The sequence below is a fragment of the Bacillus sp. bc15 genome (genome assembly GCF_900142585.1).
GTDB lineage: Bacteria > Bacillota > Bacilli > Bacillales > Bacillaceae_G > Bacillus_A > Bacillus_A cereus.
The window spans coordinates 1,878,444-1,896,573 of record NZ_FRBJ01000001.1; the positions used below are offsets into that span (position 1 = coordinate 1,878,444).

Below are 18,130 nucleotides of genomic sequence, written 5' to 3' on the forward strand. Positions count from 1 at the left end.
AAACAGGAGGCATCTCTATAAAAGTTGTACGTTCTATATTTAATAGTTTACGTTTAATAGGTTTAATTGTAAAACCAATATCAAAAGCATTATCTAAAAGTGAATTTTAATTACATAGCCATAAAAAAGTACACCTCCAATTGTTGTTAGTGTCTAACAATTGGGGTGCACATCAAACAGGACGGCTTTTGTTTTATTTCAAATACTCGTACCACCAGTTTCTTTCGTCCATCCAAGCTGTAATCTTATCAAGCTCACCATTTGGTAACACTTCGGTTTGCAAGTATGCTAAACCAGTTAATGGATCAGAAATAACTTGCCCTTTAGTTCCACGCTCATTCATAGCATATAGAGCTTCTTGAACCAATGAAATACCAAAACCACCAGATTTAACATATTGATAACCGCCATTAGCAACAGATTGTTTTGATTGTTTCTCTCCGGTAAACCAATCCAGGGTTTTATCACCTTGCAATAAATTAATATCCACTTTCCCAATACCATCAATATAACCATTGTCGGTATATTGCCAAATGTCACAAGTATAGGATGGTTTCTTCTGTGGACTGCCGTCATTTGTTCCGTATCGTGGTAACCAAATAAAATCAGCTTGTACACTTTGTAAATTATAGTCACCGTACATATGATGTGCTACATAAAATCCTACTGTCCAACCTGCAGCTTTACATGTATCAATAAAAGCTTGTGATGCTTTAGCTAAATCACTAAGGTTACCTTTGCTTTTCATTGACTTTACTGTGTCATCTTCCACATCTAATACAAGGAATTTAGCATTAGGATTTACTCTTGCTAAGAAATCCTTAGCTTCCACAATTGCATCTGCTACTGATACGAAACATCCATAAGCATATGCAGCATGTGGAATACCGTATTGTTCTGATTTTGCTACATGTTCATTATACAAATGATCTACTAGATTTGAACCATATTGTACCCTAGCAATTACTAAATCTAATTGAGCTGCTGCTACATCCCAATTAATACTTCCATTCCATTTTGAAATATCTACAATGTGTCCCATTACTGAACATCTCCTTCAAAAAGTTTTTATTTAAATTCTGTTACGTCTTTAGAAATAAATCCAAGAGCTTTTCCCTGTTCTTCAATAACTTCCTGGTTCTTTTGAATAACAGCTTGGTACTGCGCTTCACGCTGTTCATTCTTTTTTGTGTAATAAAAAGCATCCACACAAATAATGCTGCGCATGCTCCCTATTGAATACCTGAAATAAAATCTCGATAAACAAAAAGAGCACCTCAATTGAGACTGCTCCTTTTGCTATCATTTTTTATATTTGTCTATATTTAATTTTTTTCTTTTCTAGAGTTTGATCTTCTAATTTTCGCTTCAATTTCAGAAGATACACTTTCTAACAACCAAGTAGGAATCCATTTATCCCACCCAATCCGTACACAATTGGCTGTAAAGCTATTAAAAATATGATAAATTAAACCACCCGTTACCATAAAATAGAAAAACTCTGGTAGTTTAAACGCAATATCAAATAAATGCGCTAAAGAAGGTAATAAAAAGAGCACCACAGTTCGTGCAATGCCCTCAATTCCATATTGTGATGAATACGTACCATCTAATTTTGAAGCCTTACTACCAGTTATCCAATCTAATACAACTACCCATACCAAAATGATAATCCAAATTAAATTAGATTTACCATATAAAAAATTAAATATCGTTCCCAATCCTCCACTAATTACAGAAGCAACTTTAAATTGGGTGGTATTAATAACATCCATTACATTTAATGTTTTTACAAGTTCATGAATCCTTTCCAAACTTTCACCCCCTTTTTACATTTCAAAGCAAAATAAAAAAGCCTGCTTTGGCACGCTCGATTTTGATAAATTTATTTATATGTTCATTTTCTTCCACGCATACTCTAGTGGTTCAGTTCGTGGTGGCTTCATTACTTCTTTTTCAGTAGTTCCTTTCTTACCTTGAGATAAATTGTGCATAACACCTTGACGGGTGGAAATTTGCCTAATACCTGTTCGTATCCAATCATCAGGGTTTAAAATATCACCTCGATGTGTTAGCAGTTGCCTAACGCCTGTATGTGAAAAATCGATTGGATTAACAATACCCCCTTGACGATGTGTATTGATTTCACGTATTCCATGATAATATAGCGTTGTTGGAGATATGATTATACCCTGATGTGTATTAATTTCGCGTGTTCCCGTACGGTATAGATTTGTTGGAGATATGATTATACTTTGAAGTACTGTCATATACTTACCTCCTTCTTACTCGATGCGTAAAGCTATAGCATATTCAGCAAATGAATTGTATTGTCCGCTTACAGATGGAGCATACGTATAAAATAATTTATATTTTTGAATTTCATTATTCTCTGGGACTTCTACAATATCACCGTAAATATAACCACTCCCTTTATATATGTAAAAACCATCATATTTCCCTCTGAACCCATCTGTCGAATCACCCAAATATAGCGGTGTGAAAACTATTTTCCCCTCATTTGAAGGAGCTCTTAAAAACACCTTATCCCAAAAGAATGTTGAAACTGAACGAGACACTGGTGATGGTGTAGCAAATTTGCTTTTATTAGTTACTTGTGCAGTTTGTTGGGAATAGGCTCCAGCGCTTAATAAAACACTAAAAGGATAGGAATAAGGTGTAAATAATTCCGGTTGATATAATTCGTCAGGTATTCCTAGAAAACCAATTGTTGTTTTTCCTTTTTCGGATGGGATTTCATCATCATTTGCATATACACAATAAATGACAGTATCCTTATCAACGTATAGATATAGATCAACCATATATTTTTCATAACCTAAAGTAGTTATTCCGCTCGAATTATGTACTTTTCCATGATGAAATACTAACGGAAACCATGATTCTTCTCCGGTCCCATTATTAGTATCTTTATTGTAACCTCTAATCAGTCTATAACTCCCATCTGCACGATTCCCTTTTGGATCCCTTATATCATTTGCGCTCGATAGTTGGTCGTTTTTAGAGTTTGAGTCATTAGGACGCAGCTCAATATAATTGTTTTTGGTTCCATCATTACCTGTAGAAAACATAACAAAAATATTATTCTTATCCGGTTTGTCAGCATTTAATTGCTGCCATCCAGCCTTTTTCATTTCATCGATAATCTTCATAAAGACTTCTCTGCGCTCTAGTCTGTGTAACTTACAAATTTTATTTGTCATTTTATATGTTCCTCCTTAATTTAAACGTATTGCTTTCATAGAAACATTAAAAGTAGAGGTTGCTACGCCCCTATTTTCTATATAAAGATGTACCTTGTTTGTATGATCTTTATCCTCACAAGGAATAGCCAAAATATCATATGTTCTTTTTTCTGATAAGCTTTTATAAATCTGATTCCCATTCTCTTTTTGATCGTACATAAATAACATTGCTTCAACGTTTGAATCATTTGTAACTTGAATGGTACGAATATCGTATTTGTTACAACCTACATCCAGCGGAGCATATAGAACTTTCCCTGGTTCAATTGTAATTTGTACATTCCTCTCAATAAGGATTGATGGTGTAATCTCACTTTCGGATGTATATCTATATAATTTCATTACAGTTCCCATATTGTATTCACCTCAATTATGTTTTAGATGAACATTAAAATAAATTGGTTCAAATGCTAGGAATTTTGTATCCTTTACAACCTTTACCCAAAAATCTCGCGTACTTTGTGCGGCTATTGAATCAATCTGTATTTCATTCAAATAGTTAGTACCATTTAATGAAATAAGTACCCAGGTGTAACCAACTTTCTCCATGTATTGCTGGATTGATAGTTTTATATTTGTAGCAGCACCAATGTTATCATTTACGATTGTCATTTTTACAATACGCTCATTATTCAACATATAACCTAAATTCGTTGGATCTGTTGTATTTAATTCATCGTTATTCATTTTGATTTGTAGGGATGAGCCCATACAATACATATCCCCACCATAGAAGGTAGTTTGTTTCTTAGCTAGTAGTTCGTTTTCTTCATCATATATTTCTATGATTCCCTCAAACTCTAAAGAAGGAAGTAGAATATCAATGCCCGTATGAGCTGCCGCCACAATATTAGTAGACAGAATATTATCTGCAGTATCTTTTAATACAATCTTATAATTTTCATATAGTTGACGCAGACATAACATATTACTCTTTGTCATAATAATTTTATTGATGTCAAGAGATACAAATCCCTCTGCTGTCCCTCTTTTTAGAACAACACCAATTCTTTTTGTATCTAATGAATCATTATCCATATAATCAAAAAATGTATTAGTTTTTGTGTAGAAGTCCCATTGATCTTCCTTACAAATTGCCATCCACTCTTTATGGCTTTGTGAACTATTAACAGCATAAGATTCAAGGAATTCAACCTTATTCTTTTCATTTTGATAGATCAGTAAGCCACCTTCATCTCCATCTTTTATAGGAGCATACTCCCCAATAACCTGGATTGCAAAGTTACCTTGCGGTTTATCGATTAACAGCATAACGTCTTTATCTGCAGAATGATTCATACGTAAGAAACCTTTTTTGATAGCATTGTTAAATGCATTTGATGGCGACATAAGCCATTTTGCATTTATTGTATCAAAATCATCTACAAATATTTTTCCGCTTTCTTTTTCGTACAAAGATACTTTTGGTTTTTCCAGTTCAAAAAGGAGTAATTCTCCATCCAAAATATCAATTGCATCAATAACATTTTCTAGAGCTTCTATCCTTATTTGATGAATTCCAGGTTCTAATTTTAATTTTTCATAAACTAGAACTTGCCATAAAACTTTTGAACCTATTAGAGAATATGTTTCTGTTAAACCGTCAATGGTTATAGCAATAGGCGCTTTGTAGCTACCACTCCCATCATAATTCCGACTAATTATTCGGAGTCCCGTACCATTAAAACTAAACTCACATATTACAGGTTCTGTTCCATGTGTAGTATTTTTATAAATCCCTGTTCCGTTGTGATACCGAGAATCATTATGGATTTCTTCCCAGTTCCCAGTATATTTAATCCTACGATCAGAATTATCAAAACGATTCCATCCTGATTCTGGTTCCTTTAATTCCTCACCTTTTTTAGGAAATGTTAAAAATTCCCCTTGTGCATCTATATCAAACGCATTAAATCGGTGACTATGACCAGTTGTACTCTCAATTTTAATAATAACTTCATGTATCTCCCATTTTGATAATTGCTTTTCAAAAAGGAAAGTATATTCCTGTAAACCGCTTTTTAAATCTTTATAAAGGCTAAAATATTCTTTTTCACTACCATCAATTGATATAGAAACATTCCCTGGTCCGCTACTGACTTCTGCTATTACACGTAGTTTCTTCCCCAAAAACTTAAATCGTAAATAATTATCTTTTGTTGAACCAAAATAATAATTTTTATAAGTATCATTGACAGTAAACCCATTCATCTCAAAAAGGAATGAATGAGATGGCATACAATCATATCTCCTCCATCCCACTTCTGGATTCTTCAATACATCCCCAATTACAGTCATTGCATCACCTACTATTTTTCTCGTTTCCTTCCAATTGAAGTTCTCCCATCATTATTAGTGACTATACGATACTCATAACTTCAAATTATTATATATTTTTCTATCTAATGCTCTTTCCATTGAAAATATTTAGTCATCTTCCATAACAATTTTTCGTCCTAGTTACATTCAAATCGTTTAAATTACTTTGTAATGATTTCTAAACAAAACAGTATACCCATTGCTACTGACTTTCAAAAAAATATATCCCTTAAAATTTATTTTTGTTAGCTGTTACATAGTTTGTCCCTCCTTTAATTTTATTTTCATTATTTTTTACAATTTGAAATTAATATGTGATATTTTCCTATTAATTTCATTACAGTCCCCATATTATATTCACCTCAACTATGTATTAGGTGAATATTAAAATAAATTGGTTCATATGCTAGGAAATTCGTATCCTTCACAACCTTTACCCAAAAGTCACGCGTACTTTGTGCAGCTATTGAATCAATCTGTATTTCAGTCAAATAGTTAGTACCATCTAATGAAATAAGTGCCCAGGTGTAACCAACTTTCTCCATGTACTGCTGAATGGATAGTTTTATATTTGTAGCAACATCGATGTTATCATTTACGATTGTCATTTTTACAATTCGCTCATTATCCACCATGTAACCTAAATTCGTTGGATCCGTTGTATTTAATTCTTCGTTATTTATTTTAATTTGTAGGGATGAACCCATACAATACATATCCCCACCATAGAAGGTGGCCTGTTTCATTGCTAGTAGTTCGTTTTCTTCGTCATATATTTCTACGATTCCCTCAAACTCTAAAGAAGGAAGTAGAATATCAATGCCTGTATCCGCTGCAGCTACAATGTTAGTAGACAAGATATTATTTGCAGAATCTTTTAATACAATCTTATAATTTTTATATAGTTGACGCAGACGTAACATATTACTCTTTGTCATAATAATTTTATTGATGTCAATCGGTACAAATCCCTCTGCAGTTCCTCTTTTTAAAATAACACCAATTCTTTTTGCATCTAATGAATCATTATCCATATAATCAAAGGATGTATCTGTCTTTGTATAAAAACCCCATTGATTCTCCTTACAAATTGCCATCCACTCTTTATGGCTTTGAGAGCTATTACCAGAATAGGATTCAAGGAATTCAACCTTATTCTTTTCATTTTGATAGATCAGTAAGCCGCCTTCATCTCCTTCTTTTGTAGGAGCATAATCCGCAATAACTTGGATTGCAAAGTTACCTTGTGGTTTATCAATTAACAGCATAACGTCTTTATCTGCAGAATGATTCATACGTAGGAATCCTTTTTTAACAGCATTGTTAAATGCACTTGATGGTGACATAAGCCATTTTGGATTTACGGAATCGAAATCATCTACAAATATTTTTCCGCTTTCTTTTTCATATAAGGATACTTTTGGCTTTTTAATTAGATTTGATGATTGTAATTCTCCACCGAATACGTCAATTGCATCTATAATATTTTCTTGAGCTTCAATTACAACTGTATGAATACCTGCAGAAAGATTTAATTTCTCATATGCTAAACATTGTTGTAATGGAGGTTTAGGAGAAATTATGTAAGTTTCAGAAGAACCGTCTATTGTAATTTGTATTGGATATCGATAACTTGAGTAATTATTGTGTTCTGAAATAATTCGAATTCCAGTTCCCGAAAATGCAAACTCACAGGTGACAGGTTCGTTACCGTGATCACTATTATGAAAAGATACTGTATTGTTAAAGTAACCCTTAGAGTTTGCTAGATGATTCCAAGTGCCTGTATATTTAATATTACTATCCGTATCATCAAATCGCTTCCAACCTGGTTCCGGTTTAAATAGTGCATCACCAACTTTTGCTGGTTCTAAAATAGATCCATCTGCATCTATATCAATTGCATCTAGATTTAATACATAGTCATATATTTCTACAGTATGTTTACCCGGATTAAGATCTAATTTTTCGTAAACTATTACTGATTTTTGATCTGAGGTCTTATCGATTTTCGGACAATTGTAAGTGATTCCGTCAATTACTATTTTTGTATTATCAAAATATGTACCATCTGTTCGATATGCTAGTAAACGCAATCTAGTACCAACAAAGTTAAATAATACACGCCCTAACTTATCTTGCTCATCATTTTTAACATGTGCCGTCTTATTGTAACCATCATCCCAAAAAGTATGAGTCATCCAAGTTCCAACATACTTAATATTGCTATCTGAATCATCAAACCGTTTCCAACCTGGTTCCGGTTGTTTTAAAATATCACCGACTTTTGCCCCTAAATCCACGTAATCAATAGCAGACAAAAATGTATAAATCGACTTATTATTGGAACCAGTAGTGAAACCATCATAAGTTACTTCTACTCTATAGGTCCCTTTAGGTAAATCTAATTTCTCAAAACAAACTCTAAACTTTGATGTATTATTTTGAATTACCGAACCTTTAATCCAATTCCCACCATTTATTCTTACTTTTATATTGTAACGATGATCGGAATAAGACATTTGCATTATTCTAAAAGCCGTTCCAGTAAATACAAATGAAAAGATATCTTCATTTGTATTTCTAGGATTAAGGATGCCAAACCAACAACCTTCCTCAGAAGGATTATTATTTCCACCTACTACAAACCACGTAGCATTGGGATATTCTTCTGACCCTCTTATATTTTGAAAAAAAGTACCAATGTTAGCTTGTTGGCAATATTTACGATTCCATCCGAACTCTGGATTAAGTAAACTCTTACCTAATTGAATTGCCATTTTATCACCTTATATTATTTAGTTTTCTTTAATGTAAGATTGTTAATAAATAACTACTACTTCACATAGTTTCAAACTTATATTTCTTTTCCTACACACTCTATTTATTCTCCTTTTTCTATACCTAGCGCTCTTTCAAGTAAGGTAACTATATTTTTATACTAACTACTCAATCGTTCTTTACTACCAACAAAAAATCAATCCATATTCTCTTTTGAGTTCTCTATTATGATAGAATTCACAGAAAGTTCCGGCTAGACTCAGTATTTATTTAAATGATTACATTCTACATCTTTGTTATATAAAAATCGTTTTTGGGGTCAATTATAATTTTTAAAATTTTTTTTCATTAATAACGTTGCTGTACCTATATCTTATTTACATTAATTATGTTTTAGATGAACATTAAAATAAATTGGTTCAAATGCTAGAGAATTTGTATCCTTTACAACCTTTACCCAAAAATCACGCGTACTTTGTGCAGCTACTGAATCAACCTGTATTTCATTCAAATAGTTAGTCCCATCTAATGAAATAAGTGCCCAGGTATAGCCGATTTTCTCCATATATTGCTGGATTGATAATTTTATATTTGTAGCAGCACCGATGTTATCATTTACGATTGTCATTTTTACAATGCGCTCGTTATTCACTATGTAACCTAAATTCGTTGGATCTGTTGTATTTAATTCATCGTTATTCATTTTAATTTGTAAGGATGAACCCATACAATACATATCCCCACCATAGAAGATAGTTTGTTTCTTTGCTAACAGTTCATTTTCTTCATCATATATTTCTACAATTCCCTCAAACTCTAAAGAAGGAAGTAGAATATCAATGCCTGTATGAGCTGTAGCTACGATGTTAGTAGAAAGGGTATTATCTGCAGTATCTTTTAATACAATCTTATAATTTTCATATAGCTGGCGCAGACGTAGCATATTACTCTTTGTCATAATGATTTTATTAATGTCTAGCGGTACAAATCCCTCTGCAGTTCCTCTTTTTAAAACCACACCTATTCGTTCAGCTGATAATGAATCTTTATTCACATAATCAAAGAATGTATCTGTCTTTGTGTAAAAGTCCCATCGATCTTCTTTACATATTGCCAGCCACTCTTTATTACTTTGTGAACTATTAGCAGCATAAGATTCAAGGAATTCAACCTTATTCTTTTCATTTTGATAGAGCAGTAAGCCACCTTCATCTCCATCTTTTGTAGGAGCATAATCCGCAATAATCTGGATTGCAAAGTTACCTTGCGGTTTATCGATTAACAGCATAACGTCTTTATCTGCAGAATGATTCATACGTAAGAAACCTTTTTTGATAGCATTGTTAAATGCACTTGATAGTGACATAAGCCATTTTGGATTTACGTAATCAAAATCGTCTACAAATATTTTTCCACTTTCTTTTTCGTACAAGGATACTTTTGGTTTTTTGTTATAATCATAAGGTAGCAATACTCCTGTATCATTAATATCGATTGCATCAAACGTTAATGGATAAAGTGAAGTAGTTCCAGATTTAATAACGACTGTGTGAACTCCATCCACTAAATCTGTTTTTTCATAAACCAGTGTTTGATATTGCATTTGAGTGCCTTGTTCACTATATATTTCTTCTTTACCGTCTATTATTATCTTAATATCGCTGCTTCGATGCTTAGGTTCATGTATACAACCAATAATTCGAAGTTTTGTTCCGGAAAAATTGAATTGTACTTCTCCAGAACCACCTTGAATAAAATTGAATGTATTGTTATACCATTCAGGAGTAGTGCCCGACGACCACCAATCACCTAAATATTTAAAGAATTTATCAGTATCATCAAATCGCTTCCAACCAGGTTCTGGTTCTTTTAGAACATCACCCACTCCAGCAGTAGGACGTAGTAATTCTCCTTGTGAATCAATATCAATAGCATCCAAAGTTGATAACGCATCATCATCAGTAGTATAAATAACTACGTCGTGTTTTTTGTAATCTAAATACAGCTGTTCAAATGTTGTCATACACCCTCGTGCGTAGGGAAACTTTTCAGCGTAGCTACTAATTTTATAATTACCAACATTAATACCATCTATTTCTACATAAACAGAACCAAACCAATCTTTATAAACGGTAGGTAAAATTCTAATTCGACTCCCGGTGAAAGAAAACTTTATCTTTCCTTTCCCTTTTTTTATATGATTCTTTCCGTTATATAGTTCTTCTGGTGATCTCCCACCATCTCTCTCTCCCCAATTCCCACCACTTTCGTCTATATACTTGATTCCTTCATGACTATCATCGAAACGTTGCCAACCAGTTTCCGGTGTTAAAAGGTATTGTCCTCTTTTTTCATTTAGCTTCAACATGCTTCCATCAATTGGAATATCAATAGCATCTAGATTATAAAAATCCCCCGAAATTTTAACCGTATGATATCCTTTTTTTAAGCCGAGTTTCTCATACATTAAAAGAGTATGGTCGGATGTGGCATGTGGTTGAAAACTAATGATTTCTTTGGCGGAATCATCTATTGTAATCGTAGCTTGTTCATAGCTTCCCTTATAACCAATAATTCGTAATGCGCTGCCATAAAAACTGAATCGTATAACTCCAATTCCATCTACTTTACTTATATAGTGTCTTGTCCCGTTGTAATTATCTTTCACGTTCTCGAAAAATTTCCAATTTCCTTCATATCGAATCCTTGGATCGGAATCATCGATGCGAGTCCATCCTACTTCAGGTTGTAAAAGTACATCACCTACTTTAGAAGGAGTAAGAATAGAACCCCCTTGAATATCGATAGCATCCATGATATTTTCTTGAGCTTCAATTACAACTTTGTGCGTTCCTGGTGAGAGGCTTAATTTCTCATATACCAAACTTTGCATAACAATCTTTGTAGACTTAATCGTATATGTTTCAGTTGAACCATCTATTGTAATTTTTATCGAAGAACTATAACTAGTACCATTAGATAGTTGTGAAATAATTCGAATACCGGTTCCTGTAAACGAAAACTCACATTTAGTTGGGTCAGCACTGAATCCATCATGCTTGAATGTAATTGAATTACCATAGTAAGCAGTATCGTTAGTAATAGTTTTCCAAGATCCTGTATATCGAATATTACTATCCGTATCATCAAAACGCTTCCATCCTGGTTCAGGTTGTAATAATTGGTCGCCTACTTTAGCCGTCGCTAAAATAAGGTCACTTGAACCTACATCAATAGCATCCAAGTTTAAATAATAGTCGTACATATCAACAGAGTGAGTACCTGGACTAAGGTCAGTCTTTTCAAATACAACAACAGTCTTTACAGATGAGGGTTTATCAACTCTAGGTATGTCGTAAGTAACTCCGTCAATTACTATTTTGGTGTTATCAAAATAAAGTCCATCTGTTCTATATGCTAGGATTCGTAACTTGGTACCCGTGAAGTTGAAAAATACATGACCTAATTTATCTTTATCATTATTTTTTATATGGTAACTACCCAGATAACCGTCACCGGAAGACTGGTTATTATAAGTTTGCCAATTCCCTTCATATCTAATAGCACTATTTCTATCATCAAAACGACTCCAACCTGGCTCCGGTTGTGTAAGTACATCACCGACATTTGCGCTTAAATCCGCGTAATCAACAGCAGTTATAAACGTATAAGCAGTTCCAGGTGCCCCAGAAGCATATCCATTGGTAGTTACTTTAACGTTATGTTCACCTTTAATTAGATCTAGTTTCTCAAATACGACAAGTGAATATTCGCTAGAATAAGCAGGTACCGAGCCACCATAGCTTATATTATCTATGGTGACTGTAATGTTATATGCATGAGTTGTAAAATTTTTTAATAAAATACGAACTGCAGTCCCTGTAAATTTAAAATAAAATGAACGACCTAATGTATCACCAACATACCAGGCACTATTCTGCTCTAATCTGTTAGTATCACCTACTGCACGCCATTTATCGCCCGTAATTTTATTATCTAGGTCTACATTTGAAAAAAACATACCTGGTTTTGCATTTTCTAAAAAGCAATATTCACGAGTCCACCCTGGTTCTGGTTGCAATAGGTTTTTTCCTAATTGTCTTGCCATTTTATCACTCTCTCTTTATCTCGTTTTCTTCCAGTTTGAATTTGTCCACCAAGATTGACGGCTATGACGCAGCCATAACTTCGGATCATCATTTTCCTTTTCGATAACTATTAATTCATCTGGTTTTACTGTATCTAGCACTCTCTCCATTTTGAATAGTTCATTATCCTCTAGAACTGATTCTCGTTCTGGTGTACGTTCAAATCGTTCATATTCCTCTATAACGCTTCCTAATTCATGTTCCCTATCAAATATACCTACTTCATTAACTACAACTTCTACACTAGCCCGTCTTTCTAATAATTCTTTTTCACTAACGATTGCATATCGTTCAGATTCCCTTGCTACATCTACAGTTTCAATTACATTTGTATCTGTTGTTATAACTTCCTTATCAGCTGGTGTTATGTCAAAGATAATTCCACCTTCGAATTCACGTATGCCGGTAAAAGCTTCTTGCTCTGTAATAAGAGCTTGTTGTGTATCCTGTTTATAAGAAATGTCTAATGATATATGTTCAGCACCTAAGGTAATTGGAACGGTATCAGAAGCCACTTCTTCAATTACTACAGTTGTATATTCTTTCATTGCTTTTTCAGATTCAATTGTTTGATTTAGCTTCATTTGCATCACATTTAATGATTTAGATGAATCATTAAGTAAGGAAATACGTGTTTCTAGTTCTTTTTGAACACGACCAAACAAATCGAATTCTGGAAGATATACGGGGATACCAAGGCCCTCAAATAAATCAAACTCTTCTATGATAGCTTCTAATTCTTTTTCTGTTTTATTGGCAACTTCATCAGTATCTACATGGGTACTAATGAAGAGTTCTTTTAATTCGAATAAAGAAATTTCATCTATATGTGTAAGCAATGCAGTATCTTCTTTATCTGCATAATCCAGTTCAACTACAGTTGCTTGCAGCTCATTTTTCACTTCTGCAAAAGTAAAGTCTGGCGATACGCCTTGTAATACTTTTAAGATACGATGAGAATAATCTGCCGCAGTAATATCAGCATTTATTTCATATAACCTCTCTGCTTCTTCTGCGACGATCGTCTGTATTTCAAATATGTTTTGCGATTTATTTACATCGTCAGTTATGGAAATATCCTTAACAGATAATACCCGTGAAGCATTTTTAACTTCTTGCCCTATCTCTACAGCTGCTGTAAATACATGTTCTTTATTGGCGAATTCTTGTTGATCGGCATAAACAGAGTCAAGTGTTTCTACAATACGTTCAAATGTGTGTGTTGTAACTACATTCGCATACTGTTCTTTTGTTCTTGTAAATGATGCAGATTCATTTCTTTCAGAATCAAATATATTTATTTTCTTGCTTACTTCATTACTTGCAATAATATCTGCAGCAAGTTCCTTTGTTCGAATATAGTGATCCAGGTTAATTTGCGCTACATCGATCTTACGAATTAAATACGCGCTTTCAATATCTTCATAAGGAAGCAAGTCCACATTTTCAATTTCTTCTACGCGATTCAATTCATATTGTTTAGCGATAGATGTTTCAATGTCTCTTTGCATACGAGCAAATAAATCATAATCCGGAAGATAAACCGGTATACCCATACCATTGAACAAATCAAATTCTTCTATGATTCCTTTAACTTCTCGCTCTTTTGTACTAAATTCGAATTGTGCCAGAGCATGAAGAAGTATTTCTTTTTGCTGTTTCTCACCAGTCTCCTTTTCGGCAATGGATACAGGTAATATATTTGGAACGACTGTAGATAAAGTAACTTCTGCATGAGTAGCTTTTAGCTCCCTGGTAACAATATCACTTGCGTCATTATACATTGATACAGCTTTATAATTCTTTGTAACTCTGTCGGCCATAAGTTCATTATAGAAACCCTCACCGTATACAATACGCGCAACATTGACCCATTCCGGTAATACTTCTACACCTGCAGCGAATTCACGTAACTTACCTTTTAGTAAATCCTGATTTATGATCGGTGCAGCTTCGTATTCATTTGTTTTGAGATTTGTTCTATCAGAAGCGTGTACCATTGCTTCTATCTTGTTTAGTTTTGTGCTCTCTACCCCTTCGATATGGTTTATATCGAAAATCCGTCTATGTTGTGGTGATTCTTCTGCAGAAATTAGTTGAACAGAAATACTGTCCATTCGTTGCGAATGCTGCATTTCAATGTTGGCCACATTTATATTTCGATTTAAATCAAAATCAGTTGTATTTGAAATATAGGCTTCTACCTCTATTTGTCGCAATGCATTCTCTATAACATCTGTTAACATCCCTTTTGCCCTTACTTTTATGGCAGTTACTCCTGCGTTATCTTCTTTAACAGCCTTATATCTCGTATAGGGAGCAATGCAAATTGGATAATCAACATCATTTTTGTTTTCTGTATTTGCTGGTGTAATAGAAAAAGAATAAACTTTTTCATTCCAATTAGGTCCAGAACCAACGACAACAACATGACTTTTTTCTTTGGTACATATAGAAGGGGAAGCAATAGAATAAACTTTTTCACTCATTCTTCTGCTACCCCCTTATGCTTAAATATCTTCTTTGTAGATTGCTAAACCAATTGGATTAAATGGTGTTGCTTTTGCTTGTGTCATAGGACAAACAGGCGTTGTTGGTAATGTGTAACGATATAATTGAGCCATTTCATAAGCGCCTGTGATTTCAGAACCAATAACCGGTGCTTCTTTAAACGTAACGGTCTTATCTTCTGCATTGTATACATAATCCGTTTTTTCTACTTCTTTACATGATATGAATAGTCTTAACGTTTCGCCCTTTGACTTATGTTCTAAATGAAATACTTTACGGTGCCCATCGCCTTTTCCAATTACTTCATCTACAACCGTTTTCTCAATTTCTAGCTCGTCGGCTTGCTGGATATTCTTCGGATGAACCGCATATACATCATCCAACTTCCCAACATAGCCATCATTAGGATGCACAATATAAATTTGAGATAAATGATATTTACCACTATAAACGGATGGATTAAAGCGTCCTTGCCCACTATCTACTGACATATCATGTGTAATGAAAGCTAAGTAATGGTGTTGGTACATTGCTCCTGTACTTGATTGCGATAATTGGACCGTTTCGTTCCCGTTTGATGTATCAGAACCGTAATCAAGTGGCGCGTTACCGATTTTCTTATTTTGTGAATATACAAATTGATCACCTGGTCTACAGCCACTTAAAATAATCATGTTTTTTCTTGGTGCAACATCGAATGTATATAATTTCCCGATATACAACGGAACGAATAATGCACGAACTGGATTTGGCGTTGGATCTACACGCATAAACATAATCAAGCGGTCCTTGTTTGCATTCCCGTATAGATAAACAACAGAGTCACGATTTAGCTCTTTAGAGAAACGCTGCTCTGGTGTAAAACTAATTGATGTATAAGGGGATGGATTCACAAAATTAATCGTAGAATAAACTTCACCCATAATACTTTCCATCTTTTGTACATCAAAGTTTGTTTTTGCTGTTAATGCATCCAGTGTTCCATCTTCTTTTGGTAATAAGAAATAAATACCGGAAACCTTAATTGTTATATCTGCTGCAGGTGCTGTTTTAAATACAATTTCTTTTTCAGTGAACGAGTACTCGCTTGGATCAACAATAGTATTATTTTTGTAAACTATCGTTCTACTTTCATCAAAGTTAGGAAATGGCAATGCAAAGTTCTTTTTCGTTCCATCTCCTTTTCCTAATTCACCTAATTTATCACCAGCAAGAATCTCTTTTTCGATAAAATATCGATTAAAAGTAAATAGCAACATGTCATTGTTCGGCTCATATGTGTTGGTAGCTAATCTGTATTCGCATGTGACTTTATCGCCTTTTGCAATAGCAGTAGTGAATGTTACTTTACCTGTAGTTGCATCCACCTTATATTTACTCTTTTCTTGCTCAAACCCATTTACATATACAATGACAGAAGGGCCAAGAACAGGAGAAACAGGGATGAAGAAGTCTTTCTTCACTCCATCCCCCATCCCTAATTTACCTAATGGAGAATCTGCCGAAATAAACCGACTATCAGTGAAATCAGAATCAGCAGTATCATACGCATTTGCTATACCGAATCTTCTACGTTCTCCATCACTTCCTAATGATTCAAACAACCTTACATCAATAAATTTTGAAATACCGCTCTTAATTTGGAAAAATAGCGTTCGTTTCCAACCGTTATCAGCAAATAGTTTTTCTAATTCTTGCGGTAATGTCTGTAAATATACGACTTTATCAAACCACATATAAGTCCACTCCTTTATACTGTTTTCTCGAAAATACCTAATCCAGCAGGACGATATGCCGTAGCAGGTCTTTTTGTAATTGGTGAAATAGCATCTACATTAAAGAATTTGTAAATGTCGTGTGAATCCGGACAAGTATTCTTCCTAACCTTTAATCTATCGCCATTTAATAGACCTAGTGGAGACAATAGGATCATATAAGGTAAATACCCACGTACACCTTCGTCTGGATGAACAATATAAGCGCGTGAAGTATGTACTTTATTACTATAAACAGACGGATTAAATTGATATTTGTATTCGTCATTATCTTGAGATTGCCATGCTAGTGAATATTGACCGCCATCTTTACCAACGCGATCTGGTGGCATTGCATTAGGCGCTACATTCCATGCAATAAAGTGAGCCTGGTACCTTGCTCCCAGTCGTGAACGTTTAATAATTACGTTATCAATACCATTACCAGGAGAACGCGGATAAGACTTCATGACAGGCATATAGTTTTCTACGTTTCTATATGGTTTTGTGTCATTAAAATCGAATTTGTGTGATGCTGCTTCGTTTCCAGTATCAAATGCGGTTCCTGCCCATAATGCATCCCCTAATGTATCGTCGTTAGCATAACTTTCTAATTGCCCCATATAAAGCGGTGTAACTGGAACTACATTGTTTTCAAAGGCTGGTGTATTATCAGCTTGTATTAATAAAACAACACGACTTTCATCAACTTGGCCATTAATTCGGACCAATGAATCTGGCCACCAGTTTGTTTGAGCATTGATACCTTGTAAATTTGTATTTCGTAATGTTACTTTTACCCAAGGAGACATCATGACTTGTGTCTCTGCTTCATCATAGGAGTAAACTTTGTAAGTACTACCACTATTTACTCTTGTAGTAACTGTTATTTTAGTTAATTCAACATCTAATAATGTTTTTTCGAATTTATTAGATTCATAAGGAAGAACAAGAACACCCTCATCTGCAACGCTTGGTTCTTTTTCAATCATGTAAACATAAAAACAAGAACGATCTCTGCCGCTTTCTAAACGTTTTTTACCGTCTTCGGCAAAAGCTTTCTTTCCTTCTTCATTTGTGAAGTTGTATTTAATCTCTGACTTTTTAAGGGACCATTTTGAAATTTGAGCAATTCCATAAATAGAACCGCTTTTATTCTTCACTAACATGTGCTTACTCATGCCGAATTCAAATTTTGTATCATCCTCAGATTTTACGTCTAAATCCGGATAAACAGCTCTGAAAAACGATTTTACTTTCTTCCATCCGTTAGCGATTACCAATTTAACGATTTCGTCTTGGAATTCGCCTTCTGTATACATTTTTTCAACGTATGCCATCTATTTCACAC

12 protein-coding genes are annotated in these 18,130 nt (G+C 34.0%); all 12 read right to left on the reverse strand.

Annotation, left to right across the window (positions count from 1 at the left end):
* Positions 1-193: 193 nt before the first annotated feature.
* The 12 genes from BUA87_RS09535 to BUA87_RS09590 all read right to left on the reverse strand — a co-directional run bounded on the left by BUA87_RS09535 (position 194) and on the right by BUA87_RS09590 (position 18,119).
* Positions 194-1,042: a GH25 family lysozyme gene (locus BUA87_RS09535; RefSeq protein ID WP_071714949.1), complete on the reverse strand. Its 849-nt coding sequence runs from the start codon at positions 1,040-1,042 to the stop codon at positions 194-196.
* A 26-nt stretch (positions 1,043-1,068) separates the two neighbouring features.
* Positions 1,069-1,227 (reverse strand): hypothetical protein, encoded by a 159-nt coding sequence (locus BUA87_RS09540; protein WP_253207836.1) that lies wholly within the window; start codon positions 1,225-1,227, stop codon positions 1,069-1,071.
* Between the two features lie 98 nt (positions 1,228-1,325).
* Positions 1,326-1,814: a phage holin family protein gene (locus tag BUA87_RS09545; protein WP_071714948.1), complete on the reverse strand. Its 489-nt coding sequence runs from the start codon at positions 1,812-1,814 to the stop codon at positions 1,326-1,328.
* Positions 1,815-1,889: 75 nt separating this feature from the next.
* On the reverse strand, positions 1,890-2,270 hold the full coding sequence (locus BUA87_RS30075) for a hypothetical protein (RefSeq protein ID WP_221448835.1): 381 nt from the start codon (positions 2,268-2,270) through the stop codon (positions 1,890-1,892).
* Positions 2,271-2,285: 15 nt separating this feature from the next.
* Positions 2,286-3,224 carry a hypothetical protein gene (locus BUA87_RS09555; RefSeq protein ID WP_072939457.1) on the reverse strand — a complete coding sequence of 313 codons (939 nt, stop codon included), beginning with the start codon at positions 3,222-3,224 and terminating at the stop codon, positions 2,286-2,288.
* Between the two features lie 15 nt (positions 3,225-3,239).
* Positions 3,240-3,620 (reverse strand): DUF1998 domain-containing protein, encoded by a 381-nt coding sequence (locus BUA87_RS09560; protein ID WP_071731731.1) that lies wholly within the window; start codon positions 3,618-3,620, stop codon positions 3,240-3,242.
* Between the two features lie 12 nt (positions 3,621-3,632).
* On the reverse strand, positions 3,633-5,564 hold the full coding sequence (locus BUA87_RS09565) for a hypothetical protein (RefSeq protein ID WP_072939459.1): 1,932 nt from the start codon (positions 5,562-5,564) through the stop codon (positions 3,633-3,635).
* A 383-nt stretch (positions 5,565-5,947) separates the two neighbouring features.
* Positions 5,948-7,888 carry a hypothetical protein gene (locus BUA87_RS09570; protein WP_072939535.1) on the reverse strand — a complete coding sequence of 647 codons (1,941 nt, stop codon included), beginning with the start codon at positions 7,886-7,888 and terminating at the stop codon, positions 5,948-5,950.
* Positions 7,889-8,748: 860 nt separating this feature from the next.
* Entirely contained in the window at positions 8,749-10,734 is a 1,986-nt protein-coding gene (locus tag BUA87_RS09575) for a hypothetical protein (RefSeq protein ID WP_072939538.1), read from the reverse strand.
* Between the two features lie 1,755 nt (positions 10,735-12,489).
* Entirely contained in the window at positions 12,490-15,003 is a 2,514-nt protein-coding gene (locus tag BUA87_RS09580; RefSeq protein WP_072939461.1) for a hypothetical protein, read from the reverse strand.
* 21 nt (positions 15,004-15,024) lie between these two features.
* Entirely contained in the window at positions 15,025-16,761 is a 1,737-nt protein-coding gene (locus BUA87_RS09585) for a hypothetical protein (RefSeq protein ID WP_050845301.1), read from the reverse strand.
* Between the two features lie 14 nt (positions 16,762-16,775).
* Positions 16,776-18,119: a hypothetical protein gene (locus BUA87_RS09590; RefSeq protein WP_071714943.1), complete on the reverse strand. Its 1,344-nt coding sequence runs from the start codon at positions 18,117-18,119 to the stop codon at positions 16,776-16,778.
* Positions 18,120-18,130: the final 11 nt, after the last annotated feature.

Excerpts from the sequence above, each read along its gene's own strand:
- BUA87_RS09535 (WP_071714949.1), bottom strand. The coding sequence starts at position 1,042 with ATGGGACACATTGTAGATATTTCAAAATGGAATGGAAGTATTAATTGG.
- BUA87_RS09540 (WP_253207836.1), bottom strand. The coding sequence starts at position 1,227 with ATGCGCAGCATTATTTGTGTGGATGCTTTTTATTACACAAAAAAGAAT.
- BUA87_RS30075 (WP_221448835.1), bottom strand. The coding sequence starts at position 2,270 with ATGACAGTACTTCAAAGTATAATCATATCTCCAACAAATCTATACCGT.
- BUA87_RS09555 (WP_072939457.1), bottom strand. The coding sequence starts at position 3,224 with ATGACAAATAAAATTTGTAAGTTACACAGACTAGAGCGCAGAGAAGTC.
- BUA87_RS09560 (WP_071731731.1), bottom strand. The coding sequence starts at position 3,620 with ATGGGAACTGTAATGAAATTATATAGATATACATCCGAAAGTGAGATT.
- BUA87_RS09565 (WP_072939459.1), bottom strand. The coding sequence starts at position 5,564 with ATGACTGTAATTGGGGATGTATTGAAGAATCCAGAAGTGGGATGGAGG.
- BUA87_RS09575 (WP_072939538.1), bottom strand. The coding sequence starts at position 10,734 with ATGTTGAAGCTAAATGAAAAAAGAGGACAATACCTTTTAACACCGGAA.
- BUA87_RS09580 (WP_072939461.1), bottom strand. The coding sequence starts at position 15,003 with ATGAGTGAAAAAGTTTATTCTATTGCTTCCCCTTCTATATGTACCAAA.
- BUA87_RS09585 (WP_050845301.1), bottom strand. The coding sequence starts at position 16,761 with ATGTGGTTTGATAAAGTCGTATATTTACAGACATTACCGCAAGAATTA.
- BUA87_RS09590 (WP_071714943.1), bottom strand. The coding sequence starts at position 18,119 with ATGGCATACGTTGAAAAAATGTATACAGAAGGCGAATTCCAAGACGAA.